17 protein-coding genes and 1 tRNA gene are annotated in these 17,352 nt (G+C 67.0%); 3 read left to right on the plus strand and 15 right to left on the minus strand.

Annotated features, from left to right (window positions below; genetic code table 11):
* Positions 1–7 precede the first annotated feature (7 nt).
* The 6 genes from ACO07I_RS13595 to ACO07I_RS13620 are packed head-to-tail and all read right to left on the minus strand — an operon-like array spanning position 8 to position 6,931.
* The gene (locus ACO07I_RS13595) at positions 8–595 is read right to left on the minus strand and encodes an amino acid synthesis family protein (RefSeq protein WP_422008469.1); all 588 of its coding nucleotides are present in this window, start codon (positions 593–595) and stop codon (positions 8–10) included.
* Positions 592–1,437 carry a UPF0280 family protein gene (locus ACO07I_RS13600; protein WP_422008471.1) on the minus strand — a complete coding sequence of 282 codons (846 nt, stop codon included), beginning with the start codon at positions 1,435–1,437 and terminating at the stop codon, positions 592–594. Before ACO07I_RS13600 ends, ACO07I_RS13595 begins: the two co-directional genes overlap by 4 nt.
* Complete coding sequence (locus ACO07I_RS13605; protein ID WP_422008473.1) at positions 1,434–2,864, minus strand: 6-hydroxynicotinate reductase; 1,431 nt, start codon at positions 2,862–2,864, stop codon at positions 1,434–1,436. Before ACO07I_RS13605 ends, ACO07I_RS13600 begins: the two co-directional genes overlap by 4 nt.
* A complete protein-coding gene (locus ACO07I_RS13610; RefSeq protein ID WP_422008475.1) occupies positions 2,861–5,569 on the minus strand; it encodes a molybdopterin-dependent oxidoreductase in 2,709 nt (902 codons plus the stop codon). The genes ACO07I_RS13605 and ACO07I_RS13610 overlap by 4 nt, the downstream gene beginning before the upstream one ends.
* Complete coding sequence (locus ACO07I_RS13615; protein ID WP_422008477.1) at positions 5,566–6,396, minus strand: FAD binding domain-containing protein; 831 nt, start codon at positions 6,394–6,396, stop codon at positions 5,566–5,568. Before ACO07I_RS13615 ends, ACO07I_RS13610 begins: the two co-directional genes overlap by 4 nt.
* Positions 6,397–6,454: 58 nt before the next feature.
* Entirely contained in the window at positions 6,455–6,931 is a 477-nt protein-coding gene (locus ACO07I_RS13620) for a MarR family winged helix-turn-helix transcriptional regulator (RefSeq protein ID WP_422008478.1), read from the minus strand.
* A gap of 287 nt (positions 6,932–7,218) precedes the next feature.
* Between ACO07I_RS13620 and ACO07I_RS13625 the strand changes: the two genes are divergently transcribed.
* Positions 7,219–8,418 carry a CaiB/BaiF CoA transferase family protein gene (locus tag ACO07I_RS13625; protein WP_422008480.1) on the plus strand — a complete coding sequence of 400 codons (1,200 nt, stop codon included), beginning with the start codon at positions 7,219–7,221 and terminating at the stop codon, positions 8,416–8,418.
* Here ACO07I_RS13625 and ACO07I_RS13630 read toward each other — a convergent pair.
* From ACO07I_RS13630 to aroA, 6 genes are all read right to left on the minus strand, one after another.
* The gene (locus tag ACO07I_RS13630; RefSeq protein WP_422008482.1) at positions 8,405–9,400 is read right to left on the minus strand and encodes an ornithine cyclodeaminase family protein; all 996 of its coding nucleotides are present in this window, start codon (positions 9,398–9,400) and stop codon (positions 8,405–8,407) included. The two genes, ACO07I_RS13625 and ACO07I_RS13630, sit on opposite strands and share 14 nt — an antisense overlap.
* On the minus strand, positions 9,397–9,798 hold the full coding sequence (locus ACO07I_RS13635; RefSeq protein ID WP_422008484.1) for a lipopolysaccharide assembly protein LapA domain-containing protein: 402 nt from the start codon (positions 9,796–9,798) through the stop codon (positions 9,397–9,399). Before ACO07I_RS13635 ends, ACO07I_RS13630 begins: the two co-directional genes overlap by 4 nt.
* A gap of 58 nt (positions 9,799–9,856) precedes the next feature.
* The gene (gene ihfB, locus ACO07I_RS13640) at positions 9,857–10,192 is read right to left on the minus strand and encodes an integration host factor subunit beta (protein WP_298307840.1); all 336 of its coding nucleotides are present in this window, start codon (positions 10,190–10,192) and stop codon (positions 9,857–9,859) included.
* Between the two features lie 155 nt (positions 10,193–10,347).
* On the minus strand, positions 10,348–12,081 hold the full coding sequence (rpsA, locus tag ACO07I_RS13645) for a 30S ribosomal protein S1 (protein ID WP_422008486.1): 1,734 nt from the start codon (positions 12,079–12,081) through the stop codon (positions 10,348–10,350).
* A gap of 148 nt (positions 12,082–12,229) precedes the next feature.
* Positions 12,230–12,862 carry a (d)CMP kinase gene (locus tag ACO07I_RS13650; RefSeq protein WP_422008488.1) on the minus strand — a complete coding sequence of 211 codons (633 nt, stop codon included), beginning with the start codon at positions 12,860–12,862 and terminating at the stop codon, positions 12,230–12,232.
* A complete protein-coding gene (gene aroA / locus ACO07I_RS13655) occupies positions 12,859–14,202 on the minus strand; it encodes a 3-phosphoshikimate 1-carboxyvinyltransferase (RefSeq protein ID WP_422018253.1) in 1,344 nt (447 codons plus the stop codon). The genes ACO07I_RS13650 and aroA overlap by 4 nt, the downstream gene beginning before the upstream one ends.
* 157 nt (positions 14,203–14,359) lie before the next feature.
* Between aroA and ACO07I_RS13660 the strand changes: the two genes are divergently transcribed.
* Together ACO07I_RS13660 and ACO07I_RS13665 are read left to right on the plus strand one after the other, a co-directional pair.
* Positions 14,360–14,719, plus strand: coding sequence for a TIGR02300 family protein (locus tag ACO07I_RS13660; RefSeq protein ID WP_298307833.1), 360 nt, complete (start codon positions 14,360–14,362; stop codon positions 14,717–14,719).
* A gap of 57 nt (positions 14,720–14,776) precedes the next feature.
* A tRNA-Ala gene (locus tag ACO07I_RS13665) sits at positions 14,777–14,852 on the plus strand.
* A gap of 89 nt (positions 14,853–14,941) precedes the next feature.
* On the opposite strand, the gene ACO07I_RS13670 is transcribed toward ACO07I_RS13665, so the two are convergent.
* The 3 genes from ACO07I_RS13670 to ACO07I_RS13680 all read right to left on the minus strand — a co-directional run bounded on the left by ACO07I_RS13670 (position 14,942) and on the right by ACO07I_RS13680 (position 17,302).
* Positions 14,942–15,733, minus strand: a complete 792-nt coding sequence (locus ACO07I_RS13670) for a sulfotransferase domain-containing protein (protein ID WP_422008490.1) — start codon at positions 15,731–15,733, stop codon at positions 14,942–14,944.
* A gap of 96 nt (positions 15,734–15,829) precedes the next feature.
* A complete protein-coding gene (locus ACO07I_RS13675) occupies positions 15,830–16,852 on the minus strand; it encodes a hypothetical protein (RefSeq protein ID WP_422008492.1) in 1,023 nt (340 codons plus the stop codon).
* A gap of 150 nt (positions 16,853–17,002) precedes the next feature.
* Positions 17,003–17,302: a PRC-barrel domain containing protein gene (locus ACO07I_RS13680; RefSeq protein ID WP_422008494.1), complete on the minus strand. Its 300-nt coding sequence runs from the start codon at positions 17,300–17,302 to the stop codon at positions 17,003–17,005.
* Positions 17,303–17,352 lie beyond the last annotated feature (50 nt).

The following is a 17,352-nucleotide window of genomic DNA, read 5'->3' on the forward strand; positions in this document are numbered from 1 at the left end:
TGGCCCCTCATCGCTGGCCGTCCCCGAGCTTGATTCCGTCCGGCGTGAGCCCGCCGACCCTGGCATGGGGCCGACCGCCGATCGCGGCGGCGACGATGAACACGATCTCGTCCGGGCGCGGCCCGTCGGGCACGCAGAATTCGATGGCGTCGAAATGGCTGCGCACATAGGCCGCCGTCACGTGATGCAGCGGAATGTCGATGCGCGCGCCGGCCGTCGCCACCTTCACGGTCGAGGGCACGATCGACTTGGCGCCGCCCATGGCGTGTCGGATTCCGAAGCCGCTGGGCTGGTGCCACAGGGCGGCATGTTCCAGCTCGCCGTTCAGGCCGACGATCGCTCCCTTGCCATAAGCTTCCAGTTCGGAGCCCCTGGCGCCCAAAATCTTCATCACCCGCTCGGTGAGATCGATCGCGAGCGGTTCCAGCGCCTTCATCATCGGCTGGATGTCGGCCACGTGGCGGCCGGCATAGGGATTGGCGATGACGCCACCGACCACCGCCTTGGTCGCCGGGCGCGCCAGCGCCGGCCCGAAGTCGTGCAGCGTCTCCTCAACAGTCGCCACGTATTTCCGCACTTTCACCAGATCGCTCATCCCGCCTCCGACAGAGCAAGCGGCGTGCCGCCTGATTCGATTCGCCAGTGCCCGCGCAACGACAGCGCCGCACTGTCGATCAGGCCGCACAGCCTAAGCCGCCGCGCCTCCGTCAGGCCACGGTCGAGAGCTGCCTCGACGATCTCCGGCGGCAAGTCACCGACCGCCACCGTCACGGGCAGCTCGCCAAGATCGCTGTCCGGATCCAACTCGCAGGCGGGCCGGCGCTCGATGGCCGGATGATCGGCGTTCACTTCGTTGGCGATCATGGTCGCGGCGGCATCGGCCGCCGCTGCCGTGACGGCAAGCACCGTCACGGAGTCCGCGATGCCCAGCGATAAGGAGCGCCCACCCCGGCCGGAGGTCGCGATGCCGCGCACCGGGCGTTCGTGCGTCAGCAGCGCGACGCCGTCGAGGGCTTGCGCGAAAATGCCGGCGCGCAAGCTCTGCCCGGGCGTCAGATGGATCGCGATGTCGCCGCCGTCGTTCACATAGGCCTTGTCGAGCGCGCGGCCAAGGACCAGGGCCTGCAGCATCTCGTCGGCGACGGCGCCGGCAACGGCGGCCATCGGCGTGATGTAGCGGGTGCGGTGCGGCCACACGGCTTCGGCCATGCGCCGCGCCACCGGACCCTGCAGCAGCGGATAGGCCTCGCCCACCGGCCGGCGCAGCACCGGAAGCTCACCGACCAAAGTCGGCAGGATGTCGCCGAAACGATCGATGGCTTGCGCATAGGCACGCTCGACCTCGCCCGCCGCGCCGAACGCCTCGACGATGAGATCGATCGGCCCATGCTGCAGATGCAGCCGTCCGTCGGCGAAACGGGCGGCGACGGCGCTCATTCGATCCGCACCTTGTGCCGGGCCAACACGTCTTCCAGCGTGACCGCGCGCGAGGCGTAACCGCCCAGCGCCGCGTAATCGTCGGCGCGCAGGGTAAACTCGATGGGCGCAACCAGCGCCGGCGTCGGCACATAGCCGAAGGATTTCTCCGGCATGCGCGCCACGTCGACCATCAGGGTGATGCCGCCGCCCGGCCAGATGTACGCCGGCGCGCCGCCCAGCGTGACTTTCGTCAGCGTGTCGCGCACCGAGCGCGTCAGCCGCACCGGGTTCTCGGTGACACCGGCGCGCAGCGAGCCGCCGGCGCCGGCCATGAACAGGACGGTGCAGAGCGCGGGCTCGCAATTCTCGGCGATGCGTTCGACGACGTGACGCACCGGCGCGGGCATTTCGGCGGGCTGTGGTTTCAAGTCACCGTCGAGCGTGAACCAGGCCGAATGCTCGCCGGTCGTCGAGACCATCAGCAGTTTGAGCCCCGGCCAGGCCTGCTTCGGGTCGATCTTCTCGATGATCTCCAGCGGGTCGCTGACATTCGTGCCGCCCCAGCCCAGTCCCGGCTCGGCCACCTGGAAGTAGCGGCCCGGCGTCGAGCGGCGGCCGCGCACGCGGATGCCGGCTGGCTTCATGTCGAGGAAGACCCCGCCCTGGTGCTCGCTCAGCACGCCGGTGATGTGGTCGTCGACCACGATCACCTCGTCGACATGGTCCTTCCATTGCGGCGCGAACATGCCGATGGCCGCCGAGCCGCAGCCGACCCGCATGCGCTCCTCGAGCGTGCCATTCACCACCGGCGGCCGGTCGGCCTGCACGATCACCGTCGAGCCGCCGTCGATGGTGAGTTCGACGGCTTCGCGATTGCACAGCGCCAGCAGCGTGTCGCAGGTGACGACGCCCTCCTTCTTGCTGCCGCCGGTGAGATGGTGGACGCCGCCCAGCGACAGCATCTGCGAGCCGTACTCGGCCGTGGTGACGTGGCCCACGGCCTCGCCCTTCACCCTCACCGCCGCCTGCTCGGGCCCGAGATAGCGGTCGGTGTCGATCTTCACCTTGACGCCGCAGTAGCTGAAGATTCCCTCGGTCACGACCGTGACCATGTCGACGCCGTCATGCTTCGAGGAGACGATGAAGGGCGCGGGCTTGTAGTCGGGATAGGTCGTGGTGGCACCGATGCCAGTGACGAAGGCGCCTTCGCCTTTGCCGAGTTCTCCCCGCCACGCGTCGCTGCCTTCCACGAAGGCGACGCGCGCCAGATCGGGCTTGGCCAGCAGCACCAGCGGATCGACCCGCACCAGTGCGCCATTCTCGTTGGCATAGCGGTCGCAGGCGCCGGCGCGGCCGGGGCGGATGCGACACAGGACGGGACAGGCATCGCAGCGCACGATGCCGGCGCTGCGTTCGGCCTCCGAGAGCGAGATGTCATCGCTCATGCCTTGCTCCTTTGCTGAGCGACCATGGCCTCGCGCAGGCGGTGGGGCAGCAGCGGGACGCGGTGGGCGCGCACGCCGGTGGCGTGATGGACCGCGCCCAGGATGGCCGGGGCCGTCGGCACCAGCGCCGGCTCGCCGATTCCCTTGGCGCCCGAGGGACCGAGCGGCTCGCGATCCTCGATCAGGAGGCACTCGATCTCGGGCACGTCGCCCACGGTCGGGATTAGATAGTCGTGCAGGTTCTCGGTGCGGCCGGGCAGATATTCTTCCATCAGCGCGAGGCCCAGCCCCTGCGCCACGCCGCCCTGGATCTGGCCTTCGACGAGCGTCGGATTGATGGCGCGACCGACATCGTGCGCGGCCACGATGCGCAACACCTTGACCGTGCCCAGCTCGACATCGACCTCGACCTCAGCCAGCTGCGCGGCGAAAGCATAGGTCGCATAGGGCACGCCCTGCCCGTCGGCATCGAGCGGCGTGGTCGGCGGATCGAAGGTGCCTTCGCCCATCAGCGGACCGGCCGTGGCGAGATCGATCGTCCGCACCTCGCCGCCATCGCGCACCGAGAGGGTTGCGCCCTCGAGCGACAGGACCGCGTCGGGACCGGCATTGGCCAGCCGCAGGATCTGCTGGCGCAGATCCTGTCCCGCCTTCTCCGCCGCCTTGCCCGACACGAAGGTCTGGCGCGAGGCCGAGGTCTTGCCGGCATCGGCCGTCAGATCGGTGTCACCCGTCACGAGCTTGAATTGTTGGGCGGGGAGACCGACCGCATCGGCGGCGATCTGCACCATGATGGTGTTGCTGCCCTGGCCGATGTCCAGCGCGCCGCTGTAGAGCGTCAGCGTCCCGGCCGGCGACAGCCCCACGCGCATACGCGAGGGGTTCGACATCGAGGTATTGCCGATCCCGTACCACATGCAGCCGATGCCGATGCCGCGGCGATGCGGACCGCCCGCCTCGTTGAACGCCGCGATTTCCTCGTGTGCCTTCCGCCAGTGCGGCCGCAGCGCGTCGAGGCACTCTGCGAGACCGGCGGAGTGCGCGAGCGTCTGGCCGGTCGCCGTCGTGTCGCCGGCGCGCAGAGCGTTGCGATGACGGAACTCCAGCCGGTCGATCCCGAGCCTGTCCGCGAGCTCATCCATCATCGCCTCGTGCGCGATGGCAGCCTGCGGCACGCCGAAACCGCGGAAGGCGCCGGCCGGCGGTCCGTTGGTGAAATAGGCTTCGCCCCAGGTCCGCACGTTGGAGATGGCATAGGGTCCCATCGCATGCACCGGCACGCGGTTGGCGACGGTCGGTCCCCAGGAGGCATAGGCGCCGGTGTCGAACAGGGCGGTCACGTCGCAGGCGAGTAGCTTGCCCTCGGCATCGCAGCCGAACCGCGCCGTCACCCGCGCCGGGTGACGCTTGGTGCTGGCGGCCATACTTTCGGGCCGCGTGTAGACCAGGGCCACGGGACGTCCCAGCATCCAGGCCGCGATGGCGATCAGCGGCTGCACCGAGAGATCGAGCTTGCCGCCGAAGCCGCCGCCGCAGGCCGTCGGCACGATGCGCACCGCCTCGGGCTTCAGCCGCATCAGGTTGGCGATCTCGTCGCGGTCCATGTAGGGCGTCTGGGTGGTGGCGTGGATTTCGATCCGGTCGCCAACCCGGCGTGCCCAGCCGGCCTCGGGTTCGATATAGGCGTGCTCGACGAACGCCGTCTCGAACGTGCCTTCGGCCACGGCGGCGCAATCCTCGAACGCAGCCATCGCGTCGCCGCGTTTCACCCCGCCCTTCAGCAGCAGGTTGCCCGGCCTGTCGGCCTGGACCAGCGGCGCATCTTCCGCCATCGCGGCATCGACGCCGAACAAAGGCAGCTCGGGCGTCCATCTGATGGGCACCTCGTCGTCGCGGATCGCCAGCACCTCGGCGCGCTCCCCGACCAACGCCACGACCGCCTCGCCGCGATAGCGGACATGCCCGTCCGCCAGCACCGGCTGGTCCTTGATGTCGGGATAGATGCCGTAGCCGTTGAACGGCACGTCCGCCGCCGTCAGTACGGCAGTGAGACGCCGCCGCAGCGGCTCGAGATCGCCCAGCTCGAAGCGCGCCCGCGCATGCGGCGAGCGCACGACGCGGATCCACAGCGCGTCCTTGGGAATGCCATCCGCGCCGAACACGTCGCGCCCCGTCACCTTGGCCGGCCCATCGACCCGGACGATGCGGGCGCCGACGGCCTCGCCGGCGGGCGGTGCACTCGCCGGCGCCGGGGCGACGACATCCATCACCGCGTCCACGATCTTGCCGTAGCCGGTGCAGCGGCAGAGCACGCCGCCCAGAGCGTCCTCGACATCGACCCGGCTCGGCTTACTGTTCCGCCGCACCAGCTCCTGCGCGGCCATCAGCATGCCGGGCGTGCAGATGCCGCACTGGGCCGCGCCATGATCGAGGAACGACTGCTGGAGCACGGCCATCGAATCGTCGGCCGCCGAAAGACCTTCCACGGTCTCGACGCTGCGGCCTTCGACCTGTCCCATGGCGACGAGACAGGAACAGACCTGGCGTCCGTCGAGCAGGACGGTGCAGGCGCCGCAATCGCCGGCGTCGCAGCCGATCTTCGTGCCGGTGAGACCGAGATCGTCACGCAAGGCGGCCGCAAGCCGCGTGGCCGGTGCGCCGTCCCAGCACACCTCTCGACCGTTGAGGGTGAAATCGAGCTTCATGCCGAGACCTTCGTCAGCAGCCGCCGCAGCAGGACCAAAGACACATCGCCGCGATACGCCGCGCTGCCCCTGATGTCGTCGATCGGCGACAAGGGCGTGAGATGGGACGGCTCGACCCGTTCACCGAGCGTCGCGTCGAACGAGGCGCCGATCAGCGCCTGCTCCAGCAGGGGCAGACGCTGCGCCACCGGCGAACAGGCGCCGACGGCGATGCGGGCAGCAGCGACTTTTCCGTCCGCGACCTCGACCACGGCAGAGGCCATGGCAATCGAGATCACGAGGTATCGCCGCGCCCCCAGCTTTACGAACGCGCTCCTCGCCTCGTGGCTCGGGCGCGGCACATGGAGCGCCACGACGAGCTCGCCCGGCTGACGCGCCGTCTTGCGCACGCCGGTGATGAAGGAAGCGAGCGGCAGGCGGCGCGTGCCATCCTGGCTCGCCAGCTCCACGGCTGCGTCGAGCGCCAGCAAGGCCGGCGCGCCATCGGCGGCCGGCGAGGCGTTGCAGATGTTTCCGGCGATCGTCCCGCTGTTCTGGATCTGCCGGCCGCCGACTTCGCGGGCCGCCTGTTTCAGCCCGTCGAACAGGGGCGGCAGCGGAGCCTCGACGAGTTCGCTCCAGGTTGTTGTGGCGCCCACTCGCCAGCCGGCCTCGGTCTCGGAAATCCCGCGCAGGGCGGCGATTCCCGCGACGTCGAGAATGTCCTCGGTGACCGAGCGCCCGACCCGCGCCGGATAGAAGTCCGTGCCACCAGCCAGCACCGTGAAAGGCCGGGTCAGTGCCTGGAGAGCCTCTTCAAGGCCTCGGGGTCGGAGATAGGCGCCCATATCGTTCGTGTACGTACGATGACACAGGCTCCGTGCGAGTCAAATGAATGAGTCGGATTCAGATGATTCGCGACAGAAGATCGAGGAGCTGCTTCTGTTCCTGGGAGCTGAGCGGCTTCAGCGTCTCGCGCGAGACCGCGGGTCCGTTCAACAGAAGCCTGTTCACCAGCTTCTTGCCCTCGGTCGTCAGGCTGAGCAACGTGCGGCGCGCATCGCCGGGATCGGGCCGCGAATCGACGAGACCGCGTTCCTTCAGCCGCCGCACCACGCCCTGCATCGTGGCCTTGTCCATGCCGACGAGACGGCCGAGGAGATTCTGGGAAAGCTCACCATACTCGTCGAGCTTCGCCATGCTGGAATACTGGGTCGGCGTGATGTTGGGATCGCCGATACCGACCTGGAAGATCGCGCTGGCCCGCTGATGGGCGCGCCTCAGCAGGTAGCCGATCTGGTCTTCGATGCGATAGGGCCTGGAGGCCGCGCTGCTCGATGCCGTCTTAGGCTCGTGCTGCTTCTTTGCAACGTTGCTTCGCATCGCCCCCCCGGCTCGCTGTCCCTTGGCTACACCGGCACGGCTCATCGCACAACGGTCACATGTGCCTCTTTGTCCGAGTGTGGAAATAGGGGAATTTCCCAACCGCCTGCAACCGGACGTTCTCTTCAGCGCGGGGCCTTCACGGTCACCGGGCATTGCCAGCAGGCATTATCCCAACGGCTTCAATGATTTCCGTCCGCGTTTTGCGGCGCAATGGCAGCAACGATGACGCGCGGGCGGGGCGGTGGCAGTGTGCCCGCACACCATTTGCAACACAGGACAGTGAAATGCCCGGCGCGCTCGAAGGCATCAGGATCGTCGACCTCACCAACATCATCCTCGGCCCCTACGGCACGATGCTGCTGGCCGACCAGGGAGCCGACGTCATCAAGGTCGAGGCACCGGAAGGCGATGCGGTGCGTCACATCGGCAAGCCCGGCAAGACGCCCGGCATGGGACCGACCTATCTGTACGTCAATCGCAACAAGCGCTCGCTCTGCCTCGATCTCAAGAACAAGGACGCGCGCGCCGCCCTGCTCAAGGTCGTGGCGACCGCCGATGCCTTCGTCCATGCCTTGCGGCCCCAGGCTATCGAGGCGCTGGGGCTTGGCTACGAGGAGATCCGCAAGGTGAAGCCCGACATCGTCTATGTCGGCGCCTATGGCTATTCGGCCGAAGGTCCTTACGGAAAACTGCCGGCCTACGACGATGCCATCCAGGCCCGCTTCGGCATCGCCGACCTGATGGGACGCGCGGCGGGCGACGACGTCCCGCGCTACCCGCCGACCATCATCGCCGACAAGACGGTGGGTCTCACCTTCGCCTTCTCGACCCTCTCGGCATTGATGCACCGTCAGCGCACCGGCGAGGGTCAGTTCGTCGAAGTGCCGATGTTCGAGACCATGTCGGCCTGGCTGATGGTCGAGCATCTGTGGGAGCGGACCTTCAGCGACGAGGGCGAAGTCGGCTACACCCGCCTGCTCGCCCGCACCCGCAAGCCCTACCGCACGCTCGACGGCTGGATGGCGATCCTGCCCTACAACGACAAGCACTGGCGCAACTTCTTCGAGCTGGTCGGCCGGTCTGAGGTGCTGCAGGACCCACGCTATTCGACCATCAACGCCCGCTCGATGCATATCGGCGACATGTACGCGATGGTCGAGGCGATCGCGCCCTCGAAGACCACCGGCGAATGGGTGAAGCTGCTCGACCAGGCCCAGATCCCCAACGCCCCGGTCTCCAAGCCGGCCGATCTATTCGAGGATCCACACCTCGTCTGGCGCCAGCTCTTCAAGAAGTATCCGCATCCGTCGGAAGGCGAGATCATGATGGTCGAGCCGCCGATGACCATGAGCCGGACACCGCCTTCCATCCGCACCATGGCACCGCTGCAGGGGCAGGATTCGCGTGCCGTTCTGGCGGAAGCCGGCGTCGGCGCCGACGAGATCGAGGCGCTGAAGAATTCGGGCGCGCTTATCGAGCCGTAGCTTCGACCGCCAGCTCCGCGGCGGCAAGGTCCTCGAGCGCGGCACCGACCGACTTGAACAGGGTGGTCGAGGTGCGATCGCCGGGAGCGCGGCCAGTTCGCTCGCGGCGTGCCAGTTCGAACAGATCGGCGACGACGGCGGCTTCCGTGATGGCGCCGCTGGCGATGGCCTGTACGACGTCGCCACCTTCCTTCAGGGCGCCGGCGCGGGTATCGACATAGAGGCGGGCGCGCTGGACCGCTCGGTCATCGCTCTCTCGCATCTGCGGCGTGTAGGCCCCCACCAGATCGACATGCTGGCCCTCGCGCAGCCAGTCGCCTTCGACCAGCGGCTCTTTCGAGAGCGTCGCACAGGAGACGATGTCGGCCTCGTGTACTGCGGCGCGTCGGTCGCTGACGGCCCGCACAGTGACCGATCGGCCGACCGCGTGCGGCAGGGAGGCCGCCAGTCGCTCGGCCAGGCTCTCGGCCTGGCGGGACGTGCGCCCCCAGATCGCCACGTCGCGGATCGGCCGGACCTTGGCATGCACGCGGATCAGTTCCGGCGCGAGGGCGCCCGTCCCGATCATCAGCAGAGACGCGGCATCGGGCCGCGACAGGTAGCGCGAAGCGAGACCCGAGGCGCAGGCGGTGCGCCGCTTGGTCAGCATCGTACCGTCGAGCAGTGCCAGGGTGGCCCCCGTGCTGCCGTCCAGCAGCAGGTATTGGCCGTAGATGGAGGGCAGCGAACGCTTGCCGTTGTCGGGGAACACAGTGACGACCTTGACGCCGACGCGGCCGGAGCCTCCCCCCGGCTGAGCGGTCGTCCAGGCCGGCATCAACAGCAGCATCGCATCGGACGATCCGGCGCCCAGCGGCTCCCGAATCGGATGGTGATGACGCACCGGCATCTCGCAGCCCGCGCGGAACAGCCCGTCGAGCCGGTCGATCAGTTCGAGGTCGTCCAGGGTGGCGTCGATCTCGGCCGCCGACAGGACCTTCACGAGAAGGGACCCCGCGCCGCACGGGTGCCGAGTTCGGGGGCCACGAGGGCGCTTTGGCGCTCCAAGGCGCGCTGGTCGCGGGGCGCCGGACCGCCGGGTGCGGCCGGCTGTGCCGCCGCCTGGGCGGCACGCAGGCGAGCCACCTCGCGGTCGAGCCGCGCCGCCTCGCCACCGGCCTCGCGGGCGCGACGGCGGTGATGGCGACCGGCCCACCACCCCATACTGAGCCCGGCGAGGACGCCCAGCATCAACATGGCGACGACCAGCAGATAGACCGGCATGACGATGATGTGCGGCAACGGCCACAGCGCCAGCTGGACGGTCTGCGTATTGCTGACCGCGACCAGGACACCGATCAGGATGAAGAGCAGGAACAGGGCGCGCGAGAGGATTTTCATGCGGCCCGGAGAATGCCACAGCCCGCCCCCACCACGCGAGCGAACGATCAGGGCAGATTTATCTCTTGTCGTCGTCCGCAGAGTCGGGCGGCAGCAGGCCGGCGGCGCGCGCGGCCTCCTTGTTCAGCCGGTCGCGCAGGTCCTTGCCGGTCTTGAAATAGGGGACGCGCTTGGAGGCTACGGAGACCTGCTCGCCGGTGCGCGGGTTGCGGCCGGTGCGCGGATCGCGCTTCTTCACGGAGAAGGCCCCGAAACCGCGCAGCTCGACCCTGTGACCGGACGCCAGCGCCTTGGATATTTCGTCGAACACGGTCGCGACGATCCGCTCGACATCCCTCTGGTAGAGATGCGGATTCCGGGCCGCCAGGCGCGCAATCAGCTCGGACTTGGTCATCGCGTTTCCATGGCGGGCACTTCAGGCCCGGAGAATCGTTGTTAAGTCCTTGATATTAAACCGGATAACAGTGTCGTCAAGCCTAACCCCTTGAAAGCAAAAGAAAAGGCCGACCCTTGCGGGTCGGCCTTGCCGTAAACCATGATGAAAACGGCTTACTTCTCGTCGTCGTCGGCCTCTGCCCTCTTCTTGAGGGCCGCGCCGAGGATGTCGCCCAGGCTGGCGCCCGAGTCGGACGAACCGAAGTCGGCCATCGCCTTCTTCTCCTCGTCGAGTTCACGCGCCTTGACCGACAGCACGACGCGGCGCGAGGCCTTGTCGATGTTGGTGATCTTGGCGTCGAGCTTGTCGCCGATCGCGTAACGGTCGGGACGCTGCTCGGAGCGGTCGCGGCTGAGCTCCGTCTTGCGGATGAAGCCCGGGATGCCGTCCTGCACCGTGACGTCGATGCCGTTGTCCTGGATGCCGGCCACGATGACGGTGACCACATCGCCCTTCTTGGCGACCGCGCCGACCTTCTCGAACGGATCGTTGGCCAGCTGCTTGATGCCGAGCGAGATGCGCTCCTTGTCCATGTCGACGTCGAGGACCTTGACCTTGACCTGGTCGCCCTTCTTGAAGTCGCGGATCGCCTCTTCGCCGGCCTTGTCCCAGCTCAGGTCGCTGAGATGGACCATGCCGTCGATGTCGCCGGGCAGGCCCACGAACAGGCCGAACTCGGTGATGTTGCGAACCTCGCCCTCGATCTCGGTACCGGCCGGGAACTTGTCGGCGAAGCTCTCCCACGGGTTGGCCATGCACTGCTTCAGGCCGAGCGAGATGCGGCGCTTGGACATGTCGACGTCCAGCACCATCACTTCGACTTCCTGCGAGGTCGAGACGATCTTGCCGGGGTGCACGTTCTTCTTGGTCCAGCTCATTTCGGAGACGTGGACCAGACCCTCGACGCCCGGCTCCAGTTCGACGAACGCGCCGTAGTCGGTGATGTTGGTGACGCGGCCCTTGAGCTTGAGGCCGACCGGGTACTTGGCACCCGCGCCATCCCACGGATCGCTCATCAGCTGCTTCATGCCGAGCGAGATGCGCTGCGTCTCGGGGTTGAAGCGGACGACCTGCACCTTGACCTGCTGGCCGATGGTGAGGGCTTCCGACGGATGGTTGATGCGCTTCCAGGCGATGTCGGTGACATGGAGCAGGCCGTCGACGCCGCCCAGATCCACGAACGCGCCGTAATCGGTGATGTTCTTGACGACGCCGTCGAGCACCTGGCCCTCGGACAGCGCGCCCATCAGGCGCGTGCGGTCCTCGGCGCGGGTCTCTTCCATGACGGCGCGGCGCGACACGACGATGTTGCCGCGGCGGCGGTCCATCTTGAGGATGGCGAACTGCTGGGCCTGGCCCATCAGCGGGCCGACATCGCGCACCGGGCGCACGTCGACCTGGCTGCCGGGCAGGAAGGCCACGGCGCCCGACAGGTCGACCGTGAAGCCACCCTTCACGCGGCCGAAGATCGTGCCCATGACGCGTTCCTGGTCGGTGAACGCCTTCTCGAGGACGGTCCAGGCCTCTTCGCGGCGAGCCTTGTCGCGCGACAGGACGGCCTCGCCCTCCTTGTTCTCCATGCGATCGACGAAGATGTCGACCACGTCGCCTTCCTTGATCTCAGGGGCTCCGGTGCCGCCATTGGCGAACTCACGCAGCGCGACGCGACCCTCGGACTTGAGGCCGACATCCACCACGACGAAATCGTTGGCAATGCGAATGACGCGGCCCTTGACGACCGTGCCTTCGAAGCTCGTCGAACCGCCCAGCGATTCCTCGAGAAGTGCTGCGAACTCGTCGCTCGACGTGTCGTTCGCGGGTCTACGCAGGGCGCTGCCCTTTGCCATATGGAACTCTCCATCATCGATCCCGGGACACGTGCCCCGTCGGCCAACCGGTTAAGTCCGGCGGATCCAGTGCCTTTGAAACACCGACGCAAGGACGACACGTCCCGGCGCAGTCGCCGCTGAAAGTCTTCGATCCGCCGGCGGCGACTTACGGCCCGGAGAATCGAAAGCCCTTGCTCTCCATGAACGCCAAGGCGGCGGCGAAGGCCGCGTCGGCATCCATGTCGCTGGTATCGAGGTGGTAAGCATCGGGTGCGGCTTTAAGAGGTGCTGCCGCCCGTTCGCTGTCGCGACGGTCCCGCTCCGCCATCTCGGCAAGAACGCGCGGCTTTATAGTGTCGACCCCCTTGGCGCGCAACTCCCGGTACCGCCGCTCCGCCCGCGCCTCGGCGCTGGCGGTCACGAATAATTTCACGGGCGCGTGAGGGCAAATTACGGTCCCCACGTCGCGCCCGTCGAGCACGGCGCCACTCGCCTGGGCGGCGAACTTCCGCTGGAAATCCAGCAGGGTGGCCCGAACCTCCGGAATCGCCGCGACTTTCGACGCGGCCTGGCCCGCCACGTCGGTCCGCAGCTCGGGATCGGTCAGGTCCGACGGATCGAGGTTGCCGGCGATCTCGACCGCCGGGCGCCCGGTCCTTTCGGCCTTCAGCCCGACCGCACGGTAGAGCAGCCCGGTATCGAGGTGGGGCAGGCCGAAATGGTCGGCCAGCCGGCGCGCGAGGGTGCCCTTGCCGGCGCCCGCCGGCCCGTCGATGGCGATGACAGGCTTCTGGGTCACGCGGCCTCGATCCGGGCTCCAAGATCGGCCATCAGCCGGGCGAAGCCGGGGAAACTCGTGTCGATCGGCGAGCCGTCATCGACGGCGACGCCGTCGCGCGAGGCCAGTCCCAGCACGAGGAAGGCCATGGCGATGCGATGGTCGAGATGCGTGACCACCGTCCCGCCGCCCGCCGGCGCCTCGCCGGTGCCGTGCACGAAGAGGGTATCGGCGCCCATCTCGTGGCGGACGCCGTTGACGGCCAGCCCGGCGGAGACGCTGGCCAGCCGGTCGCTTTCCTTGGCGCGCAACTCGGCCAGGCCCAGCATGCGGGTGGTGCCGCGGGCACAGGCAGCCGCGACGGCCAGGATCGGATACTCGTCGATCATCGACGGCGCCCGCTCCGGGGGCACCTCGACGCCGCGAAGCTCGCCGCCGCGCACGCGCAGGTCGGCCACCGGCTCGCCGCCCACTTCGCGGGCGTTCTCGACGGTGATGTCGGCGCCCATCTCACGCAGCGTCTCGTAGAGGCCGGCGCGCAGCGGGTTCAGCCCGACATTCTCGACCGTCACGTCGCTGCCCGGCCGGATCGCCGCCGCCACGACGGCGAAGGCCGCCGACGAGGGATCGCCCGGCACCACGATGTCGCGCGCCTTGAGTTCGGGCCAGCCGACGACGGTAATCCGCTTGCCGCCACCGTCGGCCGGCACGACCCTCACCTCGGCGCCGAAATGGCGCAGCATGCGCTCGGTATGGTCGCGCGTGGCCTCGGGTTCGATGACGGTCGTCTCGCCCGCGGTATTGAGGCCGGCGAGAAGGATCGCGCTCTTCACCTGCGCCGACGCGACGGGCAGCCGGTATTCGATTGGAACCATTTCGTCGGTGCCCAGGACGGCCAGTGGCATGCGGCCGCCCTCGCGCGCCTCGAAGCGGGCGCCCATCTGCGAAAGCGGCACGATGACCCGCTGCATCGGCCGGCGGCGCAGCGAGGCATCGCCGGTCATGAAGCTGGTGAAGCGATGGCTGGCCAGGATGCCGGACAGCAGGCGGGCCGAGGTTCCGGAATTGCCGAGATCGAGCACATTGTCGGGCTCGCGCGCCCCGCCGACGCCGAATCCGCGCACGCGCCAGGCGCCGACACCCTCATGATCGACCCTGGCCCCGAGCGCCCGCAGCGCGGCCGCGGTGGCGAGCACATCCTCGCCTTCCAGCAGCCCGGTGATCTTCGTTTCCCCCAGCGCCAGGGCACCAAACATAAGCGAACGATGGGAAACCGACTTGTCGCCCGGCGCCCGGACACGCCCCTGCAACCGGTCGACGGGACGGGCGATCAGCTTCGCGGGAGCGGCATGGGCGGACAGGGCGGTCTCCACTGCAGAGTTGGGCGGCAGGCGGAACTGCAGCGCGCGGCCCTCGTAGCATGCCGGAATTTGGTTTTGACAGGGTGAAAGACGCGTGACATACGCGCTCCCTCGCGGCCCTTTCGGCCGATTCCAGCACATTTGCAGGAGATTTAGCGTGGTCAAAGCGAGCTGGGGCACCAAACGCACCTGCCAGAGCTGTGCAGCGCGCTTCTACGACCTGGGCAAGAGCCCCATCAAGTGCCCCAAGTGCGGGCGCGAACATGACCGCGAGGACTTCGTGAAGGTCCGCCGCGGCCGCGGCGCGGCCGCAGCGACGGCAGCGGCAGCGGCTGCGGCAGCAGCGGCGGCCAAGGCAGCGGCGGCGAAGAAGAAGGTCGACGATCTGGACGGTGACGATCTGCCCGATGTCGACGGCGACGAGGCGTTGGCGGCGGACGATCTGGACGATGACGAGGACGATCTGGAGGTCGAAGTCGAGGTCGAGGTCGACGACAAAGGTGAAGGCGATCGATAGAGCCTGTTGCCAGCGCGCGAGGCACGAATTATAACCTCGCGCCTTCCCAAGGATTTCGGGGCCATAGCTCAGCTGGGAGAGCGCTACAATGGCATTGTAGAGGTCAACGGTTCGATCCCGTTTGGCTCCACCAAATCGACAAGGGCCTGGCCGGCAACGGCCAGGCCCTTTGTTTTCGGGAAGGTCGTCGGATCGCCGCCGTCCCGAGGGTAATCGCCGTCCTCAGGGCGCCGTAGAAGTTCGTGCCTGGAGCTTCGGCGATGCGGTCAGCCTATAGATCCAGCCGTCGTCTTCCTCATATCCGAGCGTCTGCAGGGCGTCGGGAAAGCGGTGCAGGAAAGCCTGTGCCAGTTCCGGCGTGAACTCGCTCTTCCACTGCGCGGCCTCGCCAGAACGGGCATGACGCCGATTGGTTCTGGAAGCCTGGCCGAACAAGCTGTGCTCCCAGAAGCACTTCTCACTCACCTCCAGCTCGGAACCTTCGAATCCCAGGAAGGAGGCAGCGTGCCGCCACACCGAGAGCGAGCGGTCGCTCCACAGGTCTTCGTAGCGGAGCTCGAGGCAGTTCGGCCTGTCATAGTGCCAGTCCAGCATGGCCTCTATGGTGTTCCCCGTCGCGCTCTCCAGCTCGAACAGATACTGCTCGTGGGCGGTGGCGAGCGAATTGAGCCGTTGTTGATACGACGCCTGGTTGTTGCCGGGTATCGTCTCGTGGAGCCACGGCTCGTCGGCTTTCTTGTGGTAGTGCATGGCCGAAATGAGGACGTCGCGTGGGTCGCGAATGAGATGGAGAATTCTGACGTCTTCCCGGCGAAGCTCGCTGGCATGCCGCGCAAATATCGAGCTGTGATTCAGAAGAATGAAGGGCGTCTTCAGAACGCGATCGAGGCGCCCATAGTTCGACCAGAAGTCGATATAGTGTGCGTCCAGCCTACGGGCGATCGCCTTGAACACCGTGGACATCCAGACCGTGCCGGTCTTGTGATGCGTCGCAACCACAACGTTCTGCTTCACGCCATTCCTCCCGACCTGGGCGAAGAATCCACGCCTCCCCAGCGAATGCCATGACAGGATGGGTGGCAGCAACCCGTCAGCGACAACCCGAAGCGACTAGGCGCTACGCCTGCTTGCGGCAACCGCTTGCATCGGCACCGATAGCGGCGACGGCTGGAAGTACGCCGTGTCCACGCCCATCGACGCAAGCAACGCCAAGGCCTTGTGCCGCAGGTTCGGATCCCTGGCGGCCCTGACCGCCGTCTCGGCTGCAGACGATATCGTAGCCTTGCGACTGCGGCGGAAGCCCGTGAAGCTTCGTCCGGCCTCCTTCTCGATTGCCGCGATGTGCTCGCCCCGAGAGAGGGTGATGACAGCATCAATAACCCCCGAATCCCAGTGATCGAGATTCAAGTGCGCCAGGACGGAAGACAGGACGCGAACAGGCTCCTCTCGAAGCGCGTCCTCCGACACGATTTGAACGGCGCCCGGCACAGCCTGCGCCATCGCCTGATAGGACATCATCATTTTGGCGTAGGAGGGCAGTGCATGCTTGAAAAGGTAATCGTGGAACGGCCAATCCACGACTTGCCGTTCGCCAAGGCGACGATAGGGAGGGCGAACTTGGCCCTGCCTCAGACTGAAACTGGCGACGGCCTTCTCCAGCGGATCTCCATAGATCAGGACCATGCGCTGGCGGGAGTCGGTCCAGGCGGCGGCATCGACATCACCCACGGATACAGGAACAAAAGCGTGGGGCGCCAAGTCGACGGGCACATGAGCGTAGTCCATTCCATCATGGAGATAATCGTCGCCGCGCGCAGAAAAGGACGTGCCGGGCCACCAGTCGAATTCCGAAGAAATTCTGTTGAATCCGGGACAGACCGTATGCCCAATGAAAAGATGGCGCGCCGGCAAAAGATCAGGCGCCCAAAGCAGCGGCCCTCCGCTCAGATGGTCGAAATTGAATGAGGGACCGGCAGGATTGCCAATACACTGTCCGCTCAGCCGGTCGACGACATGGCCACCTTGCTGGAGATGCGAGAGGAACGCGAAGGTAAAGCGCACAAACCAGACATCTGAACCGGGAACACAGGCCACCACGGGCAGAAGCCCGACAGTACGACGCGCAGGCGGCATGAAAGCTCGCAGCATTCGTTCAAACATTTACACCGACCGCTGGTTGTCAGATATCCAATTATTGCAGGATGTTGGCCACGGCGCGAGTAGCGACGTAATCCAGCGCGGGAATCGTGCACTTCTTTTTCCACCCGGAATCCCGGGCCGGCGTCAGCGATCGCGATGCTCCGGCATCGCCTTCAACTGGTCCTTGGTCCAGCTCGTCACCGCATGGACATCGCCGTCTTGATCCCGCATGAAATCGAAGTCGCTGACCGGCACGCCCACGGGCTTGGCGCCGATGCCGAGGAACCCGCCAACGTCGATCACGATCTGGGCCTGCGGGCCGCTCCCGTGGAGATGGTCGACCGTGCCGATCTTCTCGTCGCCCGGACCGTAGATTGCTGCATCGGTGAGGATTTCCGCTGTCAGCTCGTTGCCCGCAACGCGGACATGCTTGCTGTGATCCATGGTACGGGTCCTTTCCTGGAGGTCAGAACCTCGTTAACCCGCCTACCGGC

The sequence above is a fragment of the Reyranella sp. genome (assembly GCF_965227665.1).
GTDB lineage: Bacteria > Pseudomonadota > Alphaproteobacteria > Reyranellales > Reyranellaceae > Reyranella.

Coding starts and splice junctions, on each gene's coding strand:
- ACO07I_RS13600 (WP_422008471.1), bottom strand. CDS start 1,437: ATGAGCGCCGTCGCCGCCCGTTTCGCCGACGGACGGCTGCATCTGCAG.
- ACO07I_RS13615 (WP_422008477.1), bottom strand. CDS start 6,396: ATGGGCGCCTATCTCCGACCCCGAGGCCTTGAAGAGGCTCTCCAGGCA.
- ACO07I_RS13680 (WP_422008494.1), bottom strand. CDS start 17,302: ATGGATCACAGCAAGCATGTCCGCGTTGCGGGCAACGAGCTGACAGCG.
- ACO07I_RS13605 (WP_422008473.1), bottom strand. CDS start 2,864: ATGAGCGATGACATCTCGCTCTCGGAGGCCGAACGCAGCGCCGGCATC.
- ACO07I_RS13635 (WP_422008484.1), bottom strand. CDS start 9,798: ATGAAAATCCTCTCGCGCGCCCTGTTCCTGCTCTTCATCCTGATCGGT.
- ACO07I_RS13625 (WP_422008480.1), top strand. CDS start 7,219: ATGCCCGGCGCGCTCGAAGGCATCAGGATCGTCGACCTCACCAACATC.
- ACO07I_RS13595 (WP_422008469.1), bottom strand. CDS start 595: ATGAGCGATCTGGTGAAAGTGCGGAAATACGTGGCGACTGTTGAGGAG.
- ACO07I_RS13610 (WP_422008475.1), bottom strand. CDS start 5,569: ATGAAGCTCGATTTCACCCTCAACGGTCGAGAGGTGTGCTGGGACGGC.
- rpsA (WP_422008486.1), bottom strand. CDS start 12,081: ATGGCAAAGGGCAGCGCCCTGCGTAGACCCGCGAACGACACGTCGAGC.
- ihfB (WP_298307840.1), bottom strand. CDS start 10,192: ATGACCAAGTCCGAGCTGATTGCGCGCCTGGCGGCCCGGAATCCGCAT.
- ACO07I_RS13620 (WP_422008478.1), bottom strand. CDS start 6,931: ATGCGAAGCAACGTTGCAAAGAAGCAGCACGAGCCTAAGACGGCATCG.
- ACO07I_RS13675 (WP_422008492.1), bottom strand. CDS start 16,852: ATGCCGCCTGCGCGTCGTACTGTCGGGCTTCTGCCCGTGGTGGCCTGT.